The organism is Hyphomonas sp., assembly GCF_046313735.1.
Lineage (GTDB): Bacteria > Pseudomonadota > Alphaproteobacteria > Caulobacterales > Hyphomonadaceae > Hyphomonas.
In genome coordinates this window covers 81,064-103,965 of record NZ_JBKBXW010000010.1, presented here as the reverse complement: position 1 = coordinate 103,965, position 22,902 = coordinate 81,064, and the positions used below count along the sequence as shown (strand labels likewise).

The window sequence follows — 22,902 nt, the reverse complement described above, 5'->3', positions numbered from 1 at the left end:
CATCGAGATGGGCTTCGGCGATGGCGAGCAGGCCTTCGGGCGTGCGCTGGAAGCTGTGGCGGGCAAGCTCGGTGGTCTCGGCTAGGCGGGCCTCGGAGGTTTCGAGCTTCACCGTCCAGCCGGCGAGGGCTTCGCGGGCCTGCGCGGCGGCGGCAAAGGCGCGGCGGGCGGCGGCATCGGCTTCGCGGATGGCGGCCTCCTTGACGGCTAGGGCATCGGCAGCGGCCTTGCGTTCGGTTTCCAGCTGGTCGAGTTCGGCGGAGAGGCCGTCGATTTCCTCAGTCAGTGCCTGCGGGCGTTCGCGCGCGGTCATCGCGGCGGCGGCAAGGTCGCCCCGGCGCTCTTCAAGGGCGGCGAGGCGGGCGGCGGACTGGCCGGCGCGCGCGGTCCAGCTGGTGATGTCTTCAGCGAGGGACGCGCGGCGGGCGGCGAGCTGTTCCTGCTGGCGGGTGAGGTCCGACAGGCGCCCGCGCGATTCGGTTTCGGCGAAGCGGGCGGCGGCGACGGTTTCGCGGGCCGCGGCGAGGGCAGCGTCGAGGGCGGCTTCCTCCTCGGCGGCGACAGGTTCGGCGAAGCTGAGGGTTTCGGTGATCGCGGCGAGTTCGGCTTCGGCGCGGGCGAGGGCGCCGCTGCCCGCCTCGCGGCGCAGGGCCGCGCGTTCGGAGGCCTGGGTCTCCTCGGCAGCTTTGGCGCGGGCATCGCTGAGGGTGCGCTGGGCCGGGCCTGTCAGCTGGCGCACATGGCGGAGGGATTCTTCTGCCGTAAGGCGCGCATTGCGGGCAGCTTCGAGGGCGTCGGAGGTAGCGGCGAGTTCCTCCTGCCGGGCGGCAAGGTCGCGGCGGGCGGCGTCGAGGCGGGCCTGCTGCTCCAGGCGGGCAGCGGCGCTGACAGGGGCTTCTGGCGTGCGGGTGAACCCGTCCCAGCGCCAGAGATGGCCGTCGCGCGAGACAAGCCGCTGACCGGGCTGGAGCGAGGCCATCAGGCGCGGGCCATCCTCAGGGCTGACGAGGCCGCAGAGGGCAAGGCGGGCGGCAAGTTCGCCGGGCGCTTCGGCATAGGCGGATAGGGGCTCGGTGCCTTCGGGCAGCGGGATGGGGGCGACATCGGCCCCGCCCCAGTAGAGCGCGGCCTGACGGTCGGTGGAGGCGGTGATGTCGTCGCCAAGGGCGGCGGCGACGGCTTTTTCATAGCCCTCGCTTGTGCGGATACGCTCGACGACCGGCGGGGCTGTGGTGGCGGTGTCGCTGCGGCGCAGGAGCCTTTCGAGGCCGGCGATTTCGGCTTCAAGGGCTTTGACGGCATGGCTGGCGGCGTCGAAGGGGATCTGGGCTTCGGCTTCGGCGGCACGCAGGCGGAGGATGTCGGCTTCGGCGAGTTCGACCGCGCGTTCGGCTTCCTGCAGGGCGGCTTCCGCTTCGGCCTCGGCATTGCGGGCCTGGCGCACGCGCAGCAGCTGGATGGCCGTGTCCTCAAGGCCGGTCATTTCGGCGCGCAGGCGCTCGATCTCGGCGGTGAGCTGGGACTGGCGGCGCTGCTGGCGGCTGGCGGCTTCTTCAGCGGCGCGGCGGCGGGCGCGCAGGTCTGCGAGACGGGACTGGGCTTCGTCGGCAGCGGATTCGGCGGCGGTGAGGCGGGTGCGCGCTTCGGCGAGGGCGGTTTCGGCTTCTGTGGTGGCGGAGGCAAGCGAGGTGTCGCCGCTGGCGGGCAGCTCGGCGAGGGCCGATTCGGCGCGGGCGAGGGCAGCGGCGGCTTCGGCCTCAAGGGCGCGCTCGCGCGCGAGGTCTTCCTCGATGCGGGCGGCTTCGGCGGAAAGGCGGGCTTCCTGATCGGACGCGATACGGCGCTCGGTATCGAGTTTGGCGAGCGTGATCCGGGCCTGGCCGAGACGGGCGGCGGCGGCCATTTCCGTTTCCCGCAGGGGGGCAAGGCCCTCGCCGGCCTCGATGCGGGCGCGCTCGGCCATGGCATCCTCGAGGCTGAGGCGTTCGACATCCTCGCGGCAGCGGGCGAGTTCGGCGCGGGCGGTTTCAGCAAGCTGCCGCGCTTCGGCCCAGCGCAGATGGGCGAGGAGTGCTTCGAGGCCGTGGATTTCTTCCGAGAGGCGGCGATAGCGGCGGGCGCGGGTGACCTGGCGCTTCAGGCTGGCCAGCTGGCGCTCGACCTCGGCGGAGACTTCGGCGAGGCGCTGGAGGTTGGCTTCGGCGCCGTCGAGTTTCAGTTCGGCCTCGTGGCGGCGGGTGTTGAGCCCGGCGATGCCGGCGGCTTCCTCCAGGATGCGGCGGCGGTTCTGGGGCTTCGAGCCGATGAGTTCCGAAATCTGCCCCTGCCGGACGAGGGCGGGGGAGTTCGCGCCGGTGGAGGCATCGGCGAAGAGGAGCTGGATGTCCTTGCCGCGCACGGTACGGCCATTGATGCGGTAGCTGGAGCCGGCGCCGCGGCGCAGCTTGCGCTCGATCTCCAGCACGTCGGCGCCGTTGAATTCGGGCGGGGCGGTGCGTTTTGAATTGTCGAGGACGAGGGTGACTTCGGCGGTTTCCCGCGAGGGGCGGGTGGATGAGCCGGAGAAGATGAGGTCGTCCATCTCGCCGCCGCGCATGGCCCGGGCGGAGTTGGCGCCCATCGCCCAGCGCAGCGCTTCAAGCAGGTTCGACTTGCCGCAGCCATTCGGGCCGACGATGCCGGTCAGGCCAGGCTCGACCGGAACGGTCTGCGGATCGACAAAGGATTTGAAGCCGGCGATGCGGAGTTCAGTGATCTGCATGCCGGCGCCTCATCGGTCAGTTCCCTGCTTCGAGCGTGGCGAGCAGGCCATCAAGATGGCGAGAGAAGCCTTCCGGGTTGGTGAAATCGCCCGAGAAGTTACGCTTGACGCCGTTGATGATGAAGGTGGGCGTGCCATCGACGCTGTATTGCTCGCCGCTGGCATAGGTGTCGGCGATGGCCTGGCGGATGTCTGCATCATTCATGCAGGCATCGAAGGCTTCCTGGTCGGGAATGCCATGGCGCTGGGCGACGGCGAGAAGGGCCGTGGTCACGACGCCGCTGGCGGCGGCTTGACGGATGCCCTCCTGATTGGCGAACAGGTCATCCAGCACGTCGAAGAAGCGCCCTTCACCGGCGCAGCGGGCAATTGCATAGGCCGCCACGTCGATACTGTTCAGCGGATAGTCCTTGAAAATGAACTGCACCTTGCCGGTGCTGATGAACCGCTCCTGCAGGACCGGCTTGATCGCATCATGGAAGAATTTGCAGGCCGGGCAGGTGGGGGAGGCATATTCGATGATTGTGATGGGGGCATCGGCGGAGCCGAGCGTGTGCCCGAGCGCGCTGCTGCTGGCGCCCGCGCCGGGTGTGGCCGCGCCATTGGCTGCGCCGCAGGCGGCGAGCGCGAGGGCCGAGACTGCGAAAAGGGCGATACGCCGGGAGATACTGACCATGTCCAAAAGCCTCTGCCTGAAGGGATGCGCCGGGCCGGTTGCCAAAGGGTTAACGAAACCGGCCGGAATCTTTACTCTGTTGCCGATAGCACAGCCTCGCCGAGCGCAACAATTGCGGCCCGCAGGCGCAGATCGGCGACGGGGGCGGCCTTTTCGGCGATGTGCGCTGTCTCGGCGGCGGTGAGGCTGCGCGCGCGTCGCTGGAATTCGCCGGGGCCGGTGCGCCGGACGGTGCCTTGCACGATGCGGATACGGGTGATGTCGCCGCCGGCTGCTACCGAGATGCGCTGGCGGATGGTTTCGGACTGGTGCTGGATCAGCGGGGCAGCCTGCGGAAGGACGGTCAGCGTCAGGACGCGGCCATCCTTGGAGGCGGTGATCTTTTCCGGCTGGGACCAGCGCCAGATCTGCTCCCCGGCAATCTGGCGCCAGTGGATCTGCAGGTATTTCAGCGGGGCGAGCCGGACGGAGCCGGCCTTGCGGGTGACGCGCTCGGCGCTGAGGGAGAGGCTGCGCGCGGGCATACGCACGGGCTTTGCGCGGGAATAGCGCAGTTTCACGCGGGCCTGCGCCTCGGCGATGGGGTCCATGTTTGACATCTTCACCATGCGCGCAAATGTGCCGGGCTTTGGCGCGGAAGGGAAGTGACAGAGATGAGAGGTGCTGCGCCGTTGAGCCGCCTGCCGGAGGACCTGCTGGCCTGGTTCGATGCCCATGCGCGTGAGTTGCCCTGGCGCGGGGCGCGGGGCGAGGCGCGCGATCCTTACCGGGTGTGGCTGTCGGAGATCATGCTGCAGCAGACGACTGTTCCCCATGCGGCGCCCTATTTCGAGGCCTTCGTGCGGCGCTGGCCGACGGTCGAGGCGCTGGCGGCGGCGCCGGATGAGGCAGTGATGTCTGCCTGGGCGGGGCTGGGCTATTATGCGCGGGCGCGGAACCTTCTGAAATGCGCGCGCGAAGTGGCGGCGCGCGGGGCGTGGCCGGACACGGAAGATGGCCTGCGGGCGCTGCCGGGGATTGGCCCTTATACGGCGGGCGCAATTGCGGCGATTGCGTTCGGGCGGCAGGCGGCGGCGGTGGACGGGAATGTCGACCGGGTGTTCGCGCGGCTGCTGGCGCTGACGGGGGACTGGGCGGAGGCGAAGAAGGTGATTGCGCGCGAGGTGCGCGCGCTGGTGCCCGAAAGCCGGCCCGGCGACTTTGCCGAGGCGCTGATGGACCTCGGCGCGACGGTGTGCACGCCGGTGAGCCTTGCCTGCGGGCGGTGTCCGCTGGCGCGGTATTGCGCGGCCCGGAAGGAAGGCACGCCGGAGCGGTATCCGATCAAGCCGCCGAAGACGGTCAAGCCGGTGCGCCATGGGCAGGCCTTTGTGATGATGCGGAACGGCAAGGTCTGGCTGGTGAGGCGGCCGCCGCAGGGGCTGCTCGGCGGGATGCTGGCGCTGCCGGGGACGGAGTGGCGCGAGGCGGGGGCGGGGGAGTTTGCACCTCCGGTGGAGGCGGACTGGGCCTCGCCCGGCGAGGTGCGCCATGTGTTCACGCATTTCAGCCTGCGCCTGACGGTGTGGCGGGCGGAGGTGCGCGCCGCGCCGCCGGGTGAGGGGCGATGGGCCGGGGCGGACGAGGCGAAGGGGCTGCCGACCGTGTTTGCGAAGGCGCTCAAGAGCGCGGTCAGCGGCTGGTAAGGACCGTGATCTGCACGAAGGCGGCCATGTTTACCGCGACGCTCATCCAGAACAGGGTGCGGAACGAGATCTTCTTGGTTTTGTGGCGGAAGATTTCCTGCGCGAGGATGGCGCCCGGCCAGCCGCCGACGACGCCGACGAGCAGGAGGATGGTTTCGGACACCCGCCAGTTGCGATGCTCGGCGGCGCGTTTGTCTAGGGCGTAGCCAATAAAACAGGCAAGGCTGGCGACGCCGTAGACGATCCACCAGTTGGGCGAGATGGCAATGCTTGGATAAGTCGCCAGCGCGATCACGAGCACCGCAAAGGCAGGGATCACGAGGAGGCGTGCGCCGCGCTCTGCAAATTTCAGCCAGGGGTTTGGCGGGGTGACTTCCGGGCGGACGGGGCGGATGTCCGAGGCGCGCAGGCGGCCAGCCTCGTCGCGCGTTTCGAGATAGGTGTAGGCGTGGCCTTCCTCGATCAGCCGGTCATCGCGTGCGAAGGCATTCACATGCGCGAAGGCATCCGGGCCGCCATCCTCAGGCTTGAGGAAGCCGAAGCCGCGCGCGCCGTTCCAGCCCGATAGCCGGCCAATGCGGCGCAGCCCGGCATCGCCGGGGGCGGGCGGGGATGGTTTCGGGCTCACGCATCCGTATCCTGGTTCACAGACGCGGCCAGCGCAGCGGCGAGGAAGCGGTCGATATCCCCGTTGAGCACGCCGTCCGTGTCTGAGGTTTCAACTTCAGTGCGAAGGTCTTTTACCATCTGATAGGGCTGAAGGACATAGGACCTGATCTGATGGCCGAAGCCGATCGCGCTTTTGTCAGCATACTGCGCGTCTGCGACAGCTTTGCGTTTCTGAAGCTCCAGTTCGTAAAGTTTCGAGCGCAGCATCCGCCAGGCCTCGTCCCGGTTCTGGTGCTGGGAGCGTCCGCTCTGGCACTGAACCACCGTGTTGGTCGGGATGTGGGTGAGGCGCACGGCCGAGTCGGTCCGGTTGACGTGCTGGCCGCCGGCGCCGGAGGCGCGGTAGGTGTCGGTGCGCACGTCCGAGGGGTTGATCTCGATCTCGATCTTGTCGTCGATCACGGGTGAGACCGCGACCGAGGAGAAGGAGGTGTGGCGGCGGGCGGAGGAGTCGAAGGGCGAGATGCGCACGAGGCGGTGCACGCCGGTTTCCGATTTCAGCCAGCCATAGGCATTCTCGCCCTTGATCTGCAGGGTGGCGGATTTGATGCCCGCTTCCTCGCCCTCGCGCTCGTCAAGCTCTTCGACCGAATAGCCGCGCTTCTCGGCCCAGCGCACATACATGCGGCGCAGGATGGAGGCCCAGTCCTGGCTTTCGGTGCCGCCTTCGCCGGCATTGATCTGCAGGTAGCAGTCATTGCCATCAGCCTCGCCGGACAGGAGCGCGGCAAGCTCAGCCTCGGCTGCGCGCTCGGCGGCCTTGCGGAGGCTGGCCTGCAGGTCGGCGAGCATTCCGGCATCGCCTTCAGCGAGCTCCATCAGTTCGGGCGCATCGGCAATGTCGCGTTCGAGCGATTCGACCAGCGCGATTCCGTCCGCGAGCTTCTGGCGCTCGCGCATCATCGCCTGGGCTTCCTGGGCATCGTCCCAGAAGTCCGGGCGCTCGGAAAGCGCGGTCAGTTCATCGAGACGTTTTGTGGCTGTATCCCAGTCAAAGACGCCTCCGTAGCAGGGCGGCGGAGGTCTTGATCTGGTCGATCAGCGAGCGGAGTTCTGCGGACATGGGACGTGTCTCCTGAAAAGGGAAAAGCCGGGTTTGCCCGGCCTATATCCGGCAGGGCGCGGCGGGTCAAAGCTGTGGCTGCTGAGGTCAGAAGATGTCGTCGAGGCTGACTTCATTGGCGGGATCGCCCGCCGTCTCACCGGAATCGCTTGCCGGGTCGCAGGAGCCGGAGATCGACAGGCAGTCATCCGCGCCGGTGAAGGCTGTCAGGCCGGGCTCTGTGCCGGGCCGGAAGGCTTCCTCGATGACGACCGCCGTGCCGGGCCCGGCGAGTGTGCCGGTTGCGGCATCGACGCGCACGATCCGCACCGAGGGCGGACGGCGGAACGGCGTGGCAGGCTCATTGGCGAGGGCCTTCTCCATGAACTCGGTGAAGATCGGCACGGCAAGCGAGCCGCCCGCTTCGCCCGTGCCGAGCGAGCGGTTGTCGTCAAAGCCGATGCGGATGCCGACGACGAGGTTCGGCGAGAAGCCGACGAAGATGGCGTCGCGGTATTCGTCGGTCGTGCCGGTCTTGCCGGCGAGGGGCTTGCCGACGCGCAGGGCCCGGCGGGCGGTACCGCGCTCGACCACGCCTTCGAGCATCCGGGTCACCTGATAGGCAACGATGGGGTCGAGCACCTGTTCGCGGGTGTCGGTCAGCATCGGAGGCGGCTGGCCGTCCCAGTCGTCGGCGTCGCAGCCTTCGCAGGCGCGGGTGTCGTGCCGGAAGAGGGTGCGGCCATAGCGGTCCTGGACCCGGTCGAGCAGGGTGGGCGTGACAAGGCGGCCGCCATTGACGAAGGCGGCATAGCCGCGCGTCAGGTCGATCAGCGTCGTATCACCGGCGCCGAGCGACATCGCCGCATAGGGCGGAAGGCGCTGGTAGACGCCGAGACGTTCGGAGAGTTCGGAGACGGCCGGCATCCCGATATCGGTGGCGATCCGGGCGGTGACCATGTTGAGCGACTTTTCGAGGGCGACGCGCATGGTGACGAGGCCGAAGGACTGGCCGGCGGTGTAGTTCTTCGGTGCCCAGTAACGCTGGGTCGACACGTCATAGGAGACGAAGGCCGCATCCAGCATCCGGCTGGACGGGGTGTATCCCCGCTCCAGCGCGGCGGCGTAGACGAAGGGCTTGAAGGACGAGCCCGGCTGGCGGCGGGCCTGGGTGACGCGGTTGAAGGCTGATTTGAAGAAGGAATAGCCGCCCTGCATCGCGAGGATGCGGCCATTATGCGGATCAATGGCGACGAGGGCGCCATCTACTTCCGGTACCTGGCGCAGGGTCGCGTTGCCGACAACCACCGTTTCGGGCGCGGCGGGCGCGTCTTCCTCTGCCTCATCGCCATCATCTTCGACGGCGGCGGCAGGCTGCGCGGGCGCCGTGCTCGGGCGCGGATCGCGGCGGAGTTCGGCGAGGATCACATGGCCCGCCTGCAGGCCGGTCTGGCCTTCCTCGGACGTAAAGGTGCGGGCCCAGCGGACTTCCTCTGCGGGCAGCCGGATCTTCTGGCGGTCGTGCAGCAGCAGCTCGGCGCCATTGGCATTGACGGACAGGACGAGCGCGGCTTCCCAGCTGCCATGTCCGCCCGGCAGGCCGAGCTTTGAAAGTTCAGGCGCGGAGTCTTCGCTGGCCGGCAGGGTGGTCAGCGGACCGCGCCAGCCATGGCGGCGGTCATAGGCGATCAGGCCGTTGCGCAGCGCGTCCTGGGCGGCGAGCTGCAGGCGGGTATCGATGGTCGAGCGGATCGACAGGCCGCCCTGTTCCAGCATGTCCTCGCCATAGGTGCGGATCAGTTCGCGGCGCAGTTCCTGAACGAAATAGGTGGTTGCGGCGAATTCCGGCCCGCGCAGGCGGCGCGTGGTGGTCAGCGGGGTGGCTTTTGCCTCCTCCATCTGCTCCTGCGTGATGTAGCCATCCTCCAGCATCCGGTCGAGGACGTAGTTGCGGCGGGAGATCAGGCGTTCGGGATTGGTGTAGGGGTTCACCCGGCCCGGGAATTTCGGCAACGAAGCCAGGACGGCGGCTTCGGACAGGTCCAGCTCGGTCAGCGATTTGTTGAAATAGTTCAGGGCCGCCGAGGCGACACCATAGGAACGCCCGCCGAGGAAGATTTCGTTGAGATAGAGCTCAAGAATCTGTTCCTTGGTGAATTCCTGCTCCATCCGCTGGGCGACAATGGCTTCGCGGGCCTTGCGCTCGATATTCTGGTCGCGCGTGAGCAGCATGTTCTTGGCGACCTGCTGGGTGATGGTCGAGCCGCCCTGCATCCCGCCGGAGCCGGTGATCTTGTTGCGCGCAGTGTTGATCGCGCCGCGGGCAACGCCGGTATAGTCGATGCCGTCATGGGTGAAGAAATTCTTGTCCTCGGCGGCAACGAAGGCCTGGATGACGTGCAGCGGGATCGACTCATAGGGCACGAAGACCCGGTGCTGGTCTGCGAATTCGGCGATCAGCGTGCCGTCGCCGGCATGGACGCGCGAAGTGATCGGCGGCTCATAGGCCTTCAGCCGTTCGATTGACGGCACATCGCGGCCGAGGGCAGCGAAATAGGCCCAGAGCGCGATGAGGCCGATCAGGCCGAGCACGACCCCGGCGATCAGCAGCCGGACGATCCATTTCAGCCAATCGAAGCCCTTGCCGGGCTCCTTGTAGGGATCCGGATTGGTCCGGCGCGAGGGCTGGAAGGTCGGCGGTGCGTCGTCAGTCATCAGGCTACCTTGCAGCGATTCGGCAATCCCGGGGCCTCCCGGACCATCCGGCCGGACCCTTCGGAACTTCGGTTCGCATCGATTTCCGGCCATAGTAAGGCGGGCGGTCCCCCGGCAAAAGGGGGGTGAGGCACCTTTGCTGAGCGTCCATGCCCGGAGTGCAGCGTTCAGATGCCGCGCCGCTCCGGTTGCAGGTCCTCCATCCGGATCTCCGGGATCGGGCGCCGCTCCGGCGCAGGAGTCTCAAGGCCGCCGGCGAGCTTGGCTTCGATCAGGCGGCGTTCGGCATGGGGCGGGTGGTTGTCGAGGGCGTGTTGCCAGGCCCTGCGGGCCTCATCCTCATCGCCGCTGTGCCAGAAGATGTCGCCCAGATGGTCCTCCACTTCCCAGTTGCGCTGGGGCAGGAGTTCGGCGCGGACGCTTTCGATGATGCGCCGCGCGCGTTCGATATCGCCGAGCCGGTAGAGGGCCCAGCCGACAGAGTCGGCGATGTAGGGGTTTGTCTCTGCCAGCATCAGCGCGCGGGCGAGGATGCGGTAGCCTTCCTCATAGCGATCCGTCCGGGTAATGAGGAAATAGCCCAGTGAATTCAGCGTATAGGGATCATCCGGGCGGGCGAGGCGTTCGGTTCGCAAGAGGCCGAGACCTTCGGTGACGAGCCCGGCGCGGCCAAGATAATTCGCGAGCGCCATCCGCCGGTCATGCGTGTCGTCCAGCTGGCGGGCCTCTCGGGCGTGTTCAACGGCGCGCTCGGCTTCCCCGAAATGGTCAAGGATCGAGGCGGCGAGCCCGTTGGCGGCGGCGCGCTCCGCCGGGTTGCCGGCCCGGGAGAGAACCTCGGGCAGAAGGCTCATCGCCTTGTCGCGGTCGTTGAGGAGCGCGCTGAGACGCAGGGCGCCGTAGACGGTCTGCAGCCTGTCCTCATCGCTCGCATCGGCAAGCGCGGTGGAAATCGCGGCGCGCGCGCCGGCCTCATCGCCGGACATCAGCAGGGCCTGGGCGGCGGCGAGCTGCAGGGTGGCGGTCTGCGCGGGAGCGGCTTGCGCGACATGGGCGGCGGCCTTGTAGAGCGCCTGTTCATGCAGCGCGCCGACGAGGCCGGAGCGTACCTGGCGCGCTTCGGGGTCGATCACGAGGATCATCAGGTCGAAGGCCGCGCGCTGCGAATCGAAGCCGGTATTGCTGAGGCCGAGGAGGGCGCGCGAGAGATAGCGTTGCTGCTGGAGGGCGACCGACACATCCGACAGGGATTGCGAGAAGCCGGAGATGAAGGTCAGCGGCTTGTTGTCGAGGTTGCGGCCCGTAGCGAGGCTCTCGATGGCGGCGGCATAGCTGGTCGCCTGTTCGGGCTGGGCGTCGGCGAGCTGCTGGTAGACGGCCTGGGCTTCCTCGATCCGGCCAAGGCGCTGCAGCAGCAGGGCATGGCGGACGATGACGGTGCTGACCTGGGCGAACATCAGGCCCTTGACGTCGAACTCATGCTCCGGCGCCTCGATCCGGGACGGGGTCAGGGCTTCATAGACTGCGAGGGCCTCGTCCGGGCGGCCGGAGGCTTCCAGCAGCGCGGCGAGGGAGAGGTCGGCTGTCAGGCCGGGCATACTGATCGCGACTTCCCGGTGGCGGGTCAGGGCCTCGTCCGGCTCGCCTTCGAGGGCGAAGAACCAGGCGTCGAGCCAGATATAGAAGCCCGGCAGGCCGGTATCGGTCGACTCATCGCCGGTGATGCCGAGCGCCTCTCGCGCAGCGGTAAAGTCACTGTCAGCGGCGCGGTCGAGGGCGAGGAAAGCCTGGTTGAATCCTTCGGCATCGCGCTGGGCTGGGGCGAGCCGGTGGAGCGTGCGGACAAGGCCGGCGGCGTCACCTGCACGCACGGCGTCTTCGCCGGTGGGATAGCGTTGCAGTTCGCCGTCGGCATTGCGCCGCGCGAGCGCCATCGCCGCGCCGGAAACCGGGCGTTCGGGCGTCGCGGCGGGGGCTGCAGCTGGCAGGTAGGCAGGATCAACCGGACTGATCAGGCCCGCGCAGCTGGCCGGCACGAGCAACAGGCCCGCGAGGGCAGCGCCCGCCAGTCGGTTCGGCAGGCGGGTCGGCAGGCGGCGCATATGCAAAGATCCATCCTTGAAAACTGCAGGAAGGATCAATCAATCAGGGCGCCGCCGCAAGGGCAAGCCAGCAGGCAGGTCGGAAGGGTTAACGCCGCAGGCCCTGCCACACACTCAGCGGCAGGTGCCTGCGGGCCGCGCAGCTTACATGTTCGGATAGGCCGGGCCGCCGCCACCTTCGGGAACCGTCCAGTTGATGTTCTGGTTGGGATCCTTGATGTCGCAGGTTTTGCAATGGATGCAGTTCTGCGCGTTGATCTGGAAGCGCACGCCATTGGCTTCCTTCACCCACTCATAAACACCGGCCGGGCAGTAGCGCGCGGACGGGCCTGCGAACACATCATGTTCGGAGGATTTCTGCAGCGCCATGTCGGCCACTTTCAGGTGAACCGGCTGGTCTTCCTCATGATAGGTGTTGGTGAACGCCACATTGGTCAGCTTGTCGAAGCTGAGGACGCCATCGGGCTTCGGATACTCGATCGGCTTGAAATTGCTGGCGGGTTTCAGCGATTTGGCGTCGCTCTTGCCGTGCTTCAGCGTACCGAACAAGGAAAAGCCGCCGATCAGCGTGTTGGTCCACATGTCGAGCCCGCCCATCGGGATGCCGAGCGCGGTGCCGAGTTTCGACCAGAGCGGCTTGACGTTCCGGACGGTCTTCAGCTCGCGGTAGACCGAGGAGTCCTCATAGGCCTCTTCATAGGCGGTCAGCACGTCGCCGGAGCGCCCGGCCCTGATTGCATCGAAGGCGGCCTCGGCGCCCATCATGCCAGTGAGGATGGCGTTATGGCTGCCCTTGATGCGCGGCACGTTGACGAAGCCGGCGCCGCAGCCGATCAGCGCGCCGCCGGGGAAGGCGAGCTTCGGCACGGACTGGAAGCCGCCTTCGGTGATGGCGCGGGCGCCATAGGCGACGCGCTTGCCGCCCTTCAGGAAGGGGGCGACGGCCGGGTGGTGCTTGAAGCGCTGGAACTCGTCATAGGGCGAGATGTAGGGGTTGGCATAGTTCAGGTGGACCACGAAGCCGATGGTGATGAAGGGCTCGCCATTGTCGCGGAAATGGTAGAGGAAGCTGCCGCCGCCGGTCTTGTTGTCGAGCGGCCAGCCCATCGTGTGCTGGACATAGCCTTCCTGGAAATTCTCTTCGGGGACCGACCAGAGCTCCTTCAGGCCAATGCCGAATTTCTGCGGGTCGCGGCCTTCATCGAGGTTGAACTTCGCGATCAGCTGCTTGGTGAGCGAGCCGCGCGCGCCTTCGGCGAAGAGGACGTATTTGCCGGTCAGCTCCATGCCGGGCTGATAGTCGGGCTTGTGCGCGCCATCCGCGCCGATGCCCATGACGCCGGCGACGATGCCTTTGACCGCGCCGGTCTCGTCATAGACGAGTTCGGAGGCGGCAAAGCCGGGGAAGACTTCCACGCCGAGCTTTTCGGCCTCTGCGCCGAGCCAGCGGGTGACATTGGCGAGGGAGCCGGTGAAGTTGCCATGGTTCTTCATGAAGTCCGGCATCGGCAGCCAGGAGATGTCGGCTGCGCCGCCCGGGCCGAGGAAGATGAACTTGTCGGCAGTGACTTCGGTTTTCAGCGGGCGGTCATCGCGGGTGCGCCAGTCCGGGATCAGCGTGTCGAGGCCGACGGGGTCCATCACGACGCCGGAGAGGATATGGGCGCCGATCTCGCCGCCCTTCTCGATGACGACGACCGAAAGGTCTTCGCCCGCCTCGTTCGCAAGCTGCTTGAAACGGATGGCCGCGGACAGGCCAGATGGCCCGCCACCGACGATCACCAGGTCAAATTCCATCGACTCGCGCTCGGGCGTCTCTGCCATGGCCTGCTCCTTGTTTGCGCTTTGCGCCTCAACCTCGTATCCGGGTAAGCACTTACAGCCTGTTTCCTGAAGGTCCAGCCCGTCCGCAATGTCAGCCCCTGCGTCAAGAGAGCCGATTTCTGCACTCACCGACTGGTGGACGGCGATGGGCGTGGATGTCGATGAGGCCCTTGTTGAGGCGCTGCTGGCGGCCGCACCGGAGGAGGAGGCCCCTGCAAGGCAGGCTGTGAAGGCGGCGGCGCCTGCACCGAGGCGTCGGGGCGTGCGCTCGGCAGACGACTGGACGCGCGAGGCCGCGCGGCTGTCCGCTGAGGCGGCGACGCTGGAGGCGCTGGCCGCGGCGATCCGGGCCTTTGAAGGCAGTCCGCTGCGCGCCGGGTGCGAGCAGGCGGTGGTGTATGATGGCACGCCGGGGGCGGGCCTGATGGTGATTGGCGAAGGGCCGGGCGCCGAGGAGGACCGGCAGGGCAAGCCCTTCGTCGGCAAGGCAGGACAGCTGCTCGACCGGATGCTGGCGGCCATCCACCGCTCGCGGTCGGAAAATGCGTTCATCACCAACGTCAATTACTGGCGCCCGCCGGGCAACCGGAACCCGGAGGCCGAGGAGCTGGCGGTGTGCCGGCCCTTCGTGGACCGGATGATCGAGTTGACGCAGCCGAAGCTGATCGTGGCAGCGGGCGGCGTGCCTGCGGTGTCGCTGCTGGCCAGTAAGGACGGGATCATGAAGCTGCGCGGGAATGAATACAGCTATCGCACGGCGGGCGGGTTCACCGCGCCGCTGATCCCGATGCTGCACCCGGCCTACCTGCTGCGCCGCCCGCAGGACAAGAGCCGGGCCTGGCGCGACCTCTTGCTGATCGAGGCAAGGCTGGCGGATCTGGAGGGCTGAAATGCCTGCGCCTGTGTCGATTGTCATTCCGGCCCTGGATGCTGCGGGCGACCTGCCGCTCTGTCTTGAGAGCCTGATGCCGGGCTTGGAGGCGGGGCTGATCCGGGAGGTGATTCTTGTGGATGGCGGCTCGGGCGATGCGACGGTGCGCATCGCCGAAGCGGCGGGGGCAGAGGTGATCGCGTCGCTTCCAGGGCGGGCGGCGCAGTTGCGCGCCGGGGCGGCGGCGGCGCGGGGGGAGTGGCTGTTGTTCCTGCATGCGGACACGGCCCTGTCGCGCGACTGGCCGGAGCGGGCGGCGGCGCATATGGCGGCGCGGCCCGGCAAGGCGGCGGCGTTCACGCTGAAATTCCGCTCCGATGCGCGAGCGGCCCGCTGGCTGGAAGCGCGGGCGAACCGGCGGGCGCGGTGGATGGGCCTGCCATATGGGGATCAGGGGTTGCTGATTTCCCGCGCGCTCTATGAGGAGGTGGACGGGTATCCGGAGGCGCCGCTGATGGAGGATGTCATGATCGTGCGCGCGCTGGGCAAGGCGCGGATCGTGATCCTGGACGCGGAGGCGCGGACCTCTGCGGCGAAGTATGAGCGGGATGGCTGGCGGCGGCGGGCCTGGAGCAATGCGGTTTTGCTGATGCGCTTTCTGATGGGGGCGAAGCCGGAGGCGCTGGCAAAGCGGTATCGCTAGAGCGGCGTTCCGAAAAGTGGGAACCGGTTTTGGGAAAAACGCCGCGACAAATCAAAAAACTGGAGCACCGCGCTGATTCAGGGAAACAGCGCGGTGCTTCAGTTTGAGCCTTCCCACCAGTCCGGGTCAGCGAAATCGGCGCCGTGGCGTTCGATGAGATAGGCCGACAGGGTCTCGAGATCCGGCGTGGCGCAGATATACTGGTCGACCTGTTCGATACCGTACCTCGCGCGCATGTCCTCGCCGGCCTCGTAGCAGTCCGGTGTCATGATGCGGATGTTCAGGGTGCCGTCCGCCGCGAAACTCTCAGGGCGGGCGACGAGGATCATGAAGGCGCGCTCGTCACTGTCTTCTTCGCGGATTTCGGCCTCGCCGAGCCAGACCGGCTGGCCGCCGGCCTCGGTGAGGGGCACGAACCGCATGGGCGTGCCGCTATCGCCGGAGGCGGCAAGGTAGGTATCACCCTCCAGCGGCGCGGGCAGGCAGGGATCATCCGGGCCGAGACAGAAGGCGACCGGCCCGTCATGCAGGCGCACGCCCTGGCCGATCAAGGCATCTTCCGACACGAAACACGCGGTCAGCAGGCCGAGGCTGGCCGCAAGCGGCAGATAACGCAGGAAAGCGAGCATGGATCGGGGTGTCCTTTTCCCTTTTCAGCCAGCGCATTAGAAGCGCAGGGTTGAGGCAAATCAAAGGCGGCCATGCGTCCCGGACTTGTTCTTTTGTATGCCAAGCCGCCACGTATCGGCCTTGCCAAGACGCGTCTGGCGGCGGGGCTGGGGCGGGCAGAGGCGCGGCGGATTGCGGCCTTCACCCTCGCGCGCACGCTGCAGGCTGTGCGGGCGAGCGGGATTCCGGCGCGCATCTATACGGCGCCCGACCGGATGGCGGTGAGCCGCGCCGGGCGAGCGGCGTTCGGGACGGACGCGCTGTGGCGGCAGGGGCCGGGCGGGCTGACGGAACGTCTGGCGCGGGGACTGGCAGAGGCGCCGGCCGGGCCGGTGCTGTTCATCGGGGCGGACGCGCCGGACCTGACGGCGGCGCACCTGCGCGCGGCAATGCGGGCGCTGCAGCGGGCGGATGCCGTGTTCGGGCCGGCAGAGGATGGCGGGTTCTGGCTGTTCGGGATGCACAAGCGGCCGGGGGCGCGCGCGCACTTCGAGGGCGTGCGCTGGTCCGGCCCTCATGCGATGGCGGATGTGGCGGACCGGCTTCCTGCGGGGGCGAGGGTTGCGCGGCTTGAAACGCTGGCGGACATTGATGAGGCGGCGGACTGGAAGGGCTGGCGCGCGGCGCAAAACTCACAGAAAGCTCTCTATTAGTTCTTGATTTGTTCTATTTGGCATGGCTTTCTCCGCCCATGCGAACGGGCCAGAAACTGAAATCCACCGGGCGGGTGACCCTGATCGAGGCGCGCGAAGCGGCTGAGCGGTTCGAGCATCGCGGGCGCGGCGCGGTGTCGAACCAGACCGGGGGCTATGAGAAAGAAACGCGCGAAGCCTTCGACGATGGCTGGGACACGGTCGAGGCGGCGGCCGGCCGGCTGGACACGCTGCTGATGGACGAGACGGCGCGCACGATCATCACCTTCAACCAGTCGCCGGATATTTCGTTTGACCGGACGGTCAATCCCTATCGCGGCTGTGAGCATGGTTGCATCTATTGCTTTGCCCGCCCGACCCATGCCTGGTCGGGGCTGTCGGCTGGGCTCGATTTCGAAAGCCGGCTGTTCCGCAAGGTGAATGCGCCGGAGCTGCTGCGGCGGGAGCTGGCGCGGCCGGGCTATGTCGTGCGGCCCATCGCGCTGGGGATGAATACCGATGCCTACCAGCCGGTGGAGCGGGAACAGGGCCTGACGCGGGAACTGCTGTCGATCCTGGCGGCGCATGACCATCCCGTCAGCCTGCTGACGAAATCGGCGCTGATCCAGCGCGATATCGACATTATCGCGCCGATGGCCGCCAAGGGGCTCGCGCGGGTGGGCGTGTCGATCACGACGCTCGACCGGTCATTGGCGCGGATCATGGAGCCGCGCGCCGCCACGCCCCAGAGGCGGCTGGAGACGGTGCGGGCGCTGACGGAGGCGGGGATTCCCGTCTCGGTGATGACCGCGCCGATCATCCCGGGGCTGAACGATGCGGAGATCGAGGACCTTGTGGCGGCGGCGGCGGCGCATGGGGCGCGGGGCGTCGGCTATGTGCTGCTGCGGCTGCCATTCGAGCTGAAGGATTTGTTCCATGAATGGCTGGCGCAGCATTTTCCGGACCGGGCCGCGCGGATCATCAATACGCTGCGCGAGATCCGCGGCGGGGCGGATTATGATGCCAAGTGGTATGAGCGCGGTACCGGGCGCGGGCCGGTGGCGGACCTGATCCGGCAGCGGATCGTGCGGGCGGCGGCACGCCATGGGCTGAATGGCGGACGCGAGGCGCTGCGCACGGACCTGTTCCGGCCGGGGCCGGCGGCGAACGGCCAGCTCAGGCTGGATCTGTGATGCGGGCCGGGGCGGCATCCTCAGCGGTTTCTTCCGCGTCCTGCGGCGGGCCGGGATCGATCCGGTCCCGGGCAAGCGGTGCCCAGCGCGCGAGGCGGCGCTGCGCTTTCAGCGCGGCTTCAGACAGGCGGCGCAGGCGCCGCGCATGCAGGAGGGCCGCTTCCATCGGCTCCACGCCGATCTTCCCGGCGGCGGCGGCGGAAAGGAGGGCGCGCTTGATGGCTTCATAGGCATCGTCGGCCTCCTGCATCTCGGCCTCGAATTCCGTACGGAAGGCTTCGGCGCCGGTCGCTTCGCAATCGAGGGCGGCGAGGACGCCGGCGCGGAGGCGGTCCCAGGCGGGGCCGGTGGTGTGGGCGGCAGGAAGGGCAGTTTCGGACTGGATGGCGGCGCTTTCGGTGATCGCCTCCTCGATATGGTGGACCGAGCGGATGAGGTCCGGCAGGGCGTCAACCACTTCAGAAGGGAGTTGCTGGCGGTTGAGGGTAGAGATGAAATCCCGGATCGCCTGACCGAGGGCGAGGAGGCCGGCATCACCGGCGCCGTTCAGCGCGGCTGGCGTGCCGCGATCAAGGCGGCGGGCGGCGCGGGTGAAGCTCATGTCCATCATCCGGCGGATTTCAAGGACGAGGCCGCGCAGGGCGACGGAGGGGACGGCGGCCAGTGTCGGGTCGAGATGGGCCGGGCGGGCCAGGGTTTCCTCATCGCTGACATAAAGGCCCTGCAGCCAGCGCACGAGGCGGCTGGCGAACGGCCAGATGACCAGCACGCCGAGAAGGTTCAGGAGCGTGTTGAAGATCGCGAGGGTCAGCGGTTCGTCCTTGCTGTCGGCCAGCAGGGCGTCGGCGAGTTCATGGCTCGCCCAGACAAGCGGGACGAGGAGAAGGAAGGCAACGAGACCGGAATAGAGGTTGAAGACGATATGCGCGGTGGCGACGCGCCGGGCGGCCGGGGTGGCGCCGGCGGCGGCAAACAGCGCGGTGGAGGTGGTGCCGATATTGGCGCCGATGATGCCGGCGGCGGCGAGGGTCAGCGGCAGGCCGCCGGTGGCGGTGGCGGTCAGGATGAGGGCGACGGCGGCGCTGGAGGACTGGGCCGCAGCGGACAGGAGGATTCCGGCGAGGAGGAAGGCGAAGGGCGCGAAGATGCCGGCCGCGGCAAGGTCGATCGTCTCGACCCAGGGCAGGAGGGTCTCGAACCCGTCCTTCAGGATGCCGATGCCGAGGAAGAAAAGACCGAAGCCTGTGAGCGCCTGTCCGGCGCCGTGCAGGCGGGGGCGGCGGCTGGAAAAGATGTGGATCATGGCGCCCAGGCCGATGATCGGCAGGGCGAGCGCGCCAATGTCGAGCTTCAGGCCGATGAGCGCGACAAGCCAGGCGGTCATCGTGGTGCCGACATTCGAGCCGAAAATGACCCAGACGGCGTGCGAGAGGGTCAGGAGGCCCGCATTGACGAAGCCGATGGTGGCGACCGTCACGGCGCTGGAGGACTGGACGAGGCCGGTCAGCAGCGCGCCGGAAGCGAGGCCGCGCGCGGGCGTGCTGGTCCAGCCGCGCAGGATGGCGCGCAGGCCGTCGCCGGCCGAGAGCTTCAGCCCCTCGGTCAGCATCGCCATGCCGAGGAGGAAAAGGCCCACTCCGCCCAGCAAGGTCAGCGCCAGTATCATGGTCGGTCCCGGTCCTGCCGCCCGGTGCGGGCGCCTGTCATCAGATTGTCATGTTACCGCCTTGGCGGGCGCGCTGCCAAGGGCGGCGGGCAGGTGGCCGGGCAGGCGGGTGGTAACCTTTCGTCAGGATTTCCTTCACCGGACGGTAACCGGCGCGATTCAGGGTCGTCTGCAACAGACACAGTAGAGTTGCGGGGCCCCGGCATATGACAATCCAGCGTAACACCATCGTTCTCGGCGACTGTATCGAGATGCTCTCGCGCCTGCCGGACCGGTCGGTCGATCTCGTCTTTGCAGACCCGCCCTATAACCTACAGCTCGGCGGCGGGCTGACGCGGCCGGACCAGTCGGTGGTCGACGGGGTAGATGATGAATGGGACCGGTTTGGCAGCTTTGACGAATATGATCTGTTCACGCATCAGTGGCTGGAAGAATGCCGCCGTGTGCTGAAGGATGATGGCGCGATCTGGGTGATCGGATCGTATCACAATATCTTCCGGGTCGGGACGATCCTGCAGGATCAGGGCTTCTGGATCCAGAATGACGTGATCTGGCTGAAATCCAATCCGATGCCCAATTTCAAGGGCACGCGGTTCCAGAACGCGCATGAGACGCTGATCTGGGCTGGCAAGTCCAAGGACAGCCGTGTGACGTTCAATTATGATGCGCTGAAGACGTTCAATGAGGACAAGCAGATGCGGTCCGACTGGACAATCCCGCTGTGCACGGGCGGGGAACGGCTGAAGGATGAGGCGGGCCGCAAGGCGCATCCGACGCAGAAGCCGGAGGCACTACTGGCGCGCATTCTGCTCGCGACGACGCGGCCGGGCGACCTGGTGGTCGATCCGTTCTCGGGCACAGGGACGACGGCGGCCGTCGCGAAACGTCTGGGCAGGGACTATATCGGCTTCGAGCGGGATGAGACCTATCTGCGCCTGTCGCGCGCGCGGCTGAAAGCCGTGATGCCGGTCGAGGGTGAGATGCTGGAGACCGAGCGGAGCAAGAAATCGCTAGCGCGCGTGCCGTTCGGGGCGCTGATAGAAACCGGCTGGCTGAAGCCGGGCGACCGGCTTTATTCGCCGCAGCGGCGCCATCAGGCGCGCATCCGCGTCGACGGATCGCTGACAACGGGGTCTGTGACGGGCTCGATCCACCGGCTCGGCGCGCATGTGCAGCAGGCGCCGGCCTGCAATGGCTGGACCTACTGGCATTATGAAACGGACAAGCGCGACCTTGCGCCGATTGACCTCTTGCGGCGGCGTTACCGGGAAGAGATGGGCCTGGAGTAATACGTCCGCCTACGAATAGCTTGTCAGGATCGCGTCGATGGCGCGTTCGAGGTCGCGCAATGTGGCGACGTGGCTCATCTGCTTGCAGTAAGGCGCATAGCGCGGGATGACGCTGTCGCCGGTGCCCCAGAGGCTCGGGCCCTCCGGGTTCAGCCAGATCACCTGTTTGGCGCGCGCGGCAAAGCCGGTGAACAGGTCGAGGCGCGGGTCGCCATAATTCGAGCGTCCATCGCCAAGAATGAGGATTGTGGAGCGCCGGTCGATGACGGTTTCATGGTTCATCGCGAAATCTGACCAGGCCTGGCCATAGCTGGTCGAGCCGAGGCCATGCTCGCGCAGGATCCGCTTCATCGCGCCGTCGAACTCGTTCGTATCGAGAATATCGCTGACTTCGCCGAGCCGGTAGGAGAAGGCATAGGCCTTCAGGTCCGGGATCACCTCGCGCATGGAATAGAGCAGGAGCATCAGGAAGCGGACATAGGCGGCGACCGAGCCGGATACATCGCAGATGGCGATGATCTTGGGACGGTCCTTTTTCTTCTGCCGCCAGACGATGTTGAAGGGCACGCCATCATAGCCGGCATTCGCGCGCATCGTGCGGCGCACGTCGAGGATGCCGCGGCTGGTTTTCTTGCGGCGGCGGGAATGCTTGACGGCGAGGCGTTTGGCGATCTTGGCGATCAGCAGTTTCATCCGCGCCATGTCGTGGGCTTCCAGCGCGCTGAGGCGGCGGGTGGCGGCGACATCGTCGCGGAATTTTTCGGTTTCGCCGGCGCCGAAGACTTCAAAGGCGCGCTCGGCGCGGGCGCGGGCGGCCATTGTCAGGGTACGGCGGGCATCGATCAGGCGCTGGGCCTCGGCTTCGCGGTCATCGCCCCTAGCCTGAAGAGCCTCGAGCAGGCGTACCTGCAGTGCTTCGCCGCCCATCGCCTTGACCATCTGCTGGGCGTAATAGGCAACCTGGGTGGAGAAGCGGATATCGTTGAGGCCGGCAGCTTCGGCCGCACGCTCGACCGCGCTGGCGAGGGCTTCTTCCTGCCCCTCTTCGGTGAGGGAGACCATCTTGTCGACGGCGTCTTCGCTTGCTTCGTCGCCGGAGGATTGGTCCTTTTCCGGATTGCTTTCGGCGGATAATTTCGGGGCGGCGGCGAAGTAGAGGTCGAACAGGCGGTCGTGGACATGCTTTTCGGTTTCGGACTTGGCGAGGACGCAGCCGAGCGAATCTTTCAGGAGCGCGCGGTTGCCATAGCCGATCATCGCGACGGTGCGGGCCGCGTCCAGCGCCTCGCCGGTGGAGACCTTGACATCGGAAGACCTCAGCGCCCTGATGAAATTCGAAATCTGGCGCTCCATATTGGCGCCTCAGCCGAGATCCGGATAGCCGGACGCCATGCGCCCGCCGGAGTCGGCGCCCGCTGCCTCGCGCACGAGGCGGGGCACAAGTGGGGCGATGGCGGCGATGTCGGTCTCATGCTTCAGAAGCACGTTCAGCGTGTCGCGCACGAAAGCCTCGTCAAGCTCGCTGGCGTGCAGCAGGAGCAGCGTGCGCGCCCAGTCGACTGTCTCGGCAATCGAAGGGCGTTTCTTGATGTCCGCCTCGCGCACGGACTGGACGAAACGCACCAGCTGGCCGAGCAGCGTGTCGGAAATGCCGTCAACGCGGGCGCGGACGATCCTCTGTTCACGGACATGATCGGGGAAGCCGATATGCAGGTGCAGGCAGCGGCGCTTCAGCGCGTCGCCCAACTCGCGGACATTGTTGGAGGTGAGGATGACAACCGGCGGAACCTTCGCGCGGATGGTGCCGATCTCGGGCACGGAGACCTGGTAATCGGACAGGACTTCGAGGAGGAAGGCCTCGAACGCCTCATCGGACTTGTCGATCTCGTCGATGAGGAGGACGGAGCCCTGGTCCTGCTGCATCGCGGTGAGCAGGGGGCGGGCTTCGAGGAATTGCGGGGAGAAGAAAAGGTCCTCGAAATCGGCGAGCTTGCCGAGCGACTGGCCGAGCGTGTCGGCCGCGCCGATCAGCTCGTTGAGCTTCTCTTTCAGGATCTGGGTGTAGAGGAGCTGCTTGCCATATTTCCATTCATAGAGCGCCTTTCCTTCATCCAGGCCCTCATAACATTGCAGGCGGATGAGCGGCACGTCGAGCCATCGGGCGAGGGAGGCGGCAAGGTCGGTCTTTCCGACGCCGGCGGGGCCTTCGATCAGGATCGGCTTGCGCAGGCCATGAGCGAGGAAGACCGCCGTGGATATCTGGTCAGTCGAGATGTAACCGACGCCAGCGAGCCCGGAGGTGATCGCCGCGATGGAGGTCATCGGCTCATAGCCGGTCGAAGTCGTTTTGCTAGCCATGCCGAAGGCGTAGGGGTGGGGCCGAGGAGTGGCAAGCCTGACGGAAG

General features: G+C 67.2%; 18 protein-coding genes. 6 read left to right on the top strand and 12 right to left on the bottom strand.

Annotation, left to right across the window (positions count from 1 at the left end):
• From ACK4SV_RS06990 to ACK4SV_RS06980, 3 genes are all read right to left on the bottom strand, one after another.
• Positions 1 to 2,761, bottom strand: a 2,761-nt coding sequence (locus ACK4SV_RS06990; protein ID WP_409917096.1) for an AAA family ATPase, incomplete at its 3' end; no start/stop codon positions are given.
• A gap of 16 nt (positions 2,762 to 2,777) precedes the next feature.
• The gene (locus tag ACK4SV_RS06985; RefSeq protein WP_409917095.1) at positions 2,778 to 3,437 is read right to left on the bottom strand and encodes a DsbA family protein; all 660 of its coding nucleotides are present in this window, start codon (positions 3,435 to 3,437) and stop codon (positions 2,778 to 2,780) included.
• Between the two features lie 71 nt (positions 3,438 to 3,508).
• Positions 3,509 to 4,027 (bottom strand): DUF721 domain-containing protein, encoded by a 519-nt coding sequence (locus tag ACK4SV_RS06980; RefSeq protein WP_409917094.1) that lies wholly within the window; start codon positions 4,025 to 4,027, stop codon positions 3,509 to 3,511.
• A 63-nt stretch (positions 4,028 to 4,090) separates the two neighbouring features.
• On the opposite strand from ACK4SV_RS06980, the gene mutY reads away from it, so the two are divergent.
• The gene (gene mutY, locus ACK4SV_RS06975) at positions 4,091 to 5,122 is read left to right on the top strand and encodes an A/G-specific adenine glycosylase (protein WP_409917093.1); all 1,032 of its coding nucleotides are present in this window, start codon (positions 4,091 to 4,093) and stop codon (positions 5,120 to 5,122) included.
• On the opposite strand, the gene ACK4SV_RS06970 is transcribed toward mutY, so the two are convergent.
• The 5 genes from ACK4SV_RS06970 to ACK4SV_RS06950 all read right to left on the bottom strand — a co-directional run bounded on the left by ACK4SV_RS06970 (position 5,109) and on the right by ACK4SV_RS06950 (position 13,474).
• Complete coding sequence (locus ACK4SV_RS06970) at positions 5,109 to 5,750, bottom strand: DUF1294 domain-containing protein (RefSeq protein WP_409917092.1); 642 nt, start codon at positions 5,748 to 5,750, stop codon at positions 5,109 to 5,111. The two genes, mutY and ACK4SV_RS06970, sit on opposite strands and share 14 nt — an antisense overlap.
• Positions 5,747 to 6,854, bottom strand: a protein-coding gene (gene prfB, locus ACK4SV_RS06965) for a peptide chain release factor 2 (RefSeq protein ID WP_409917091.1) whose coding sequence is annotated in 2 segments (ribosomal slippage) — positions 5,747 to 6,784 and positions 6,786 to 6,854 — 1,107 coding nt in all. Because the reading frame shifts where the segments join, the coding sequence is not laid out codon by codon here. The genes ACK4SV_RS06970 and prfB overlap by 4 nt, the downstream gene beginning before the upstream one ends.
• Positions 6,855 to 6,941: 87 nt before the next feature.
• Positions 6,942 to 9,548, bottom strand: a complete 2,607-nt coding sequence (locus ACK4SV_RS06960) for a penicillin-binding protein 1A (RefSeq protein ID WP_409917090.1) — start codon at positions 9,546 to 9,548, stop codon at positions 6,942 to 6,944.
• Positions 9,549 to 9,715: 167 nt separating this feature from the next.
• Positions 9,716 to 11,650: a tetratricopeptide repeat protein gene (locus ACK4SV_RS06955; RefSeq protein WP_409917089.1), complete on the bottom strand. Its 1,935-nt coding sequence runs from the start codon at positions 11,648 to 11,650 to the stop codon at positions 9,716 to 9,718.
• Between the two features lie 144 nt (positions 11,651 to 11,794).
• Complete coding sequence (locus ACK4SV_RS06950; RefSeq protein ID WP_409917088.1) at positions 11,795 to 13,474, bottom strand: electron transfer flavoprotein-ubiquinone oxidoreductase; 1,680 nt, start codon at positions 13,472 to 13,474, stop codon at positions 11,795 to 11,797.
• Positions 13,475 to 13,562: 88 nt separating this feature from the next.
• Here ACK4SV_RS06950 and ACK4SV_RS06945 point away from each other — a divergent pair, with 88 nt between their 5' ends.
• Complete coding sequence (locus tag ACK4SV_RS06945; RefSeq protein WP_409917087.1) at positions 13,563 to 14,363, top strand: uracil-DNA glycosylase; 801 nt, start codon at positions 13,563 to 13,565, stop codon at positions 14,361 to 14,363.
• A gap of 1 nt (position 14,364) precedes the next feature.
• Positions 14,365 to 15,048: a TIGR04283 family arsenosugar biosynthesis glycosyltransferase gene (locus ACK4SV_RS06940; RefSeq protein WP_409917086.1), complete on the top strand. Its 684-nt coding sequence runs from the start codon at positions 14,365 to 14,367 to the stop codon at positions 15,046 to 15,048.
• A 98-nt stretch (positions 15,049 to 15,146) separates the two neighbouring features.
• Here the strand turns inward: ACK4SV_RS06940 and ACK4SV_RS06935 are convergent, their stop codons facing one another.
• Entirely contained in the window at positions 15,147 to 15,677 is a 531-nt protein-coding gene (locus tag ACK4SV_RS06935; protein ID WP_409917085.1) for a hypothetical protein, read from the bottom strand.
• A gap of 72 nt (positions 15,678 to 15,749) precedes the next feature.
• Between ACK4SV_RS06935 and ACK4SV_RS06930 the strand changes: the two genes are divergently transcribed.
• Both ACK4SV_RS06930 and ACK4SV_RS06925 read left to right on the top strand, forming a co-directional pair.
• A complete protein-coding gene (locus ACK4SV_RS06930; protein ID WP_409917084.1) occupies positions 15,750 to 16,370 on the top strand; it encodes a DUF2064 domain-containing protein in 621 nt (206 codons plus the stop codon).
• A 38-nt stretch (positions 16,371 to 16,408) separates the two neighbouring features.
• Positions 16,409 to 17,542, top strand: coding sequence for a PA0069 family radical SAM protein (locus ACK4SV_RS06925; protein WP_409917083.1), 1,134 nt, complete (start codon positions 16,409 to 16,411; stop codon positions 17,540 to 17,542).
• On the opposite strand, the gene ACK4SV_RS06920 is transcribed toward ACK4SV_RS06925, so the two are convergent.
• Positions 17,526 to 19,208: a Na/Pi cotransporter family protein gene (locus ACK4SV_RS06920; RefSeq protein ID WP_409917082.1), complete on the bottom strand. Its 1,683-nt coding sequence runs from the start codon at positions 19,206 to 19,208 to the stop codon at positions 17,526 to 17,528. The two genes, ACK4SV_RS06925 and ACK4SV_RS06920, sit on opposite strands and share 17 nt — an antisense overlap.
• 206 nt (positions 19,209 to 19,414) lie before the next feature.
• On the opposite strand from ACK4SV_RS06920, the gene ACK4SV_RS06915 reads away from it, so the two are divergent.
• Positions 19,415 to 20,497, top strand: coding sequence for a site-specific DNA-methyltransferase (locus ACK4SV_RS06915; RefSeq protein WP_409917081.1), 1,083 nt, complete (start codon positions 19,415 to 19,417; stop codon positions 20,495 to 20,497).
• A 9-nt stretch (positions 20,498 to 20,506) separates the two neighbouring features.
• On the opposite strand, the gene ACK4SV_RS06910 is transcribed toward ACK4SV_RS06915, so the two are convergent.
• Together ACK4SV_RS06910 and ACK4SV_RS06905 are read right to left on the bottom strand one after the other, a co-directional pair.
• The gene (locus tag ACK4SV_RS06910) at positions 20,507 to 21,850 is read right to left on the bottom strand and encodes a vWA domain-containing protein (protein ID WP_409917080.1); all 1,344 of its coding nucleotides are present in this window, start codon (positions 21,848 to 21,850) and stop codon (positions 20,507 to 20,509) included.
• A 9-nt stretch (positions 21,851 to 21,859) separates the two neighbouring features.
• A complete protein-coding gene (locus ACK4SV_RS06905; RefSeq protein WP_409917079.1) occupies positions 21,860 to 22,855 on the bottom strand; it encodes an AAA family ATPase in 996 nt (331 codons plus the stop codon).
• Between the last annotated feature and the right edge of the window lie 47 nt (positions 22,856 to 22,902).

Bases quoted from the DNA above. Each gene is read 5' to 3' on its own strand.
- ACK4SV_RS06910 (WP_409917080.1), bottom strand. From the start codon at position 21,850: ATGGAGCGCCAGATTTCGAATTTCATCAGGGCGCTGAGGTCTTCCGAT.
- ACK4SV_RS06985 (WP_409917095.1), bottom strand. From the start codon at position 3,437: ATGGTCAGTATCTCCCGGCGTATCGCCCTTTTCGCAGTCTCGGCCCTC.
- mutY (WP_409917093.1), top strand. From the start codon at position 4,091: ATGAGAGGTGCTGCGCCGTTGAGCCGCCTGCCGGAGGACCTGCTGGCC.
- ACK4SV_RS06905 (WP_409917079.1), bottom strand. From the start codon at position 22,855: ATGGCTAGCAAAACGACTTCGACCGGCTATGAGCCGATGACCTCCATC.
- ACK4SV_RS06950 (WP_409917088.1), bottom strand. From the start codon at position 13,474: ATGGCAGAGACGCCCGAGCGCGAGTCGATGGAATTTGACCTGGTGATC.
- ACK4SV_RS06920 (WP_409917082.1), bottom strand. From the start codon at position 19,208: ATGATACTGGCGCTGACCTTGCTGGGCGGAGTGGGCCTTTTCCTCCTC.
- ACK4SV_RS06935 (WP_409917085.1), bottom strand. From the start codon at position 15,677: ATGCTCGCTTTCCTGCGTTATCTGCCGCTTGCGGCCAGCCTCGGCCTG.
- ACK4SV_RS06960 (WP_409917090.1), bottom strand. From the start codon at position 9,548: ATGACTGACGACGCACCGCCGACCTTCCAGCCCTCGCGCCGGACCAAT.
- ACK4SV_RS06955 (WP_409917089.1), bottom strand. From the start codon at position 11,650: ATGCGCCGCCTGCCGACCCGCCTGCCGAACCGACTGGCGGGCGCTGCC.
- ACK4SV_RS06945 (WP_409917087.1), top strand. From the start codon at position 13,563: ATGTCAGCCCCTGCGTCAAGAGAGCCGATTTCTGCACTCACCGACTGG.
- ACK4SV_RS06930 (WP_409917084.1), top strand. From the start codon at position 15,750: ATGCGTCCCGGACTTGTTCTTTTGTATGCCAAGCCGCCACGTATCGGC.
- ACK4SV_RS06980 (WP_409917094.1), bottom strand. From the start codon at position 4,027: ATGGACCCCATCGCCGAGGCGCAGGCCCGCGTGAAACTGCGCTATTCC.
- ACK4SV_RS06940 (WP_409917086.1), top strand. From the start codon at position 14,365: ATGCCTGCGCCTGTGTCGATTGTCATTCCGGCCCTGGATGCTGCGGGC.
- ACK4SV_RS06925 (WP_409917083.1), top strand. From the start codon at position 16,409: ATGCGAACGGGCCAGAAACTGAAATCCACCGGGCGGGTGACCCTGATC.
- ACK4SV_RS06915 (WP_409917081.1), top strand. From the start codon at position 19,415: ATGACAATCCAGCGTAACACCATCGTTCTCGGCGACTGTATCGAGATG.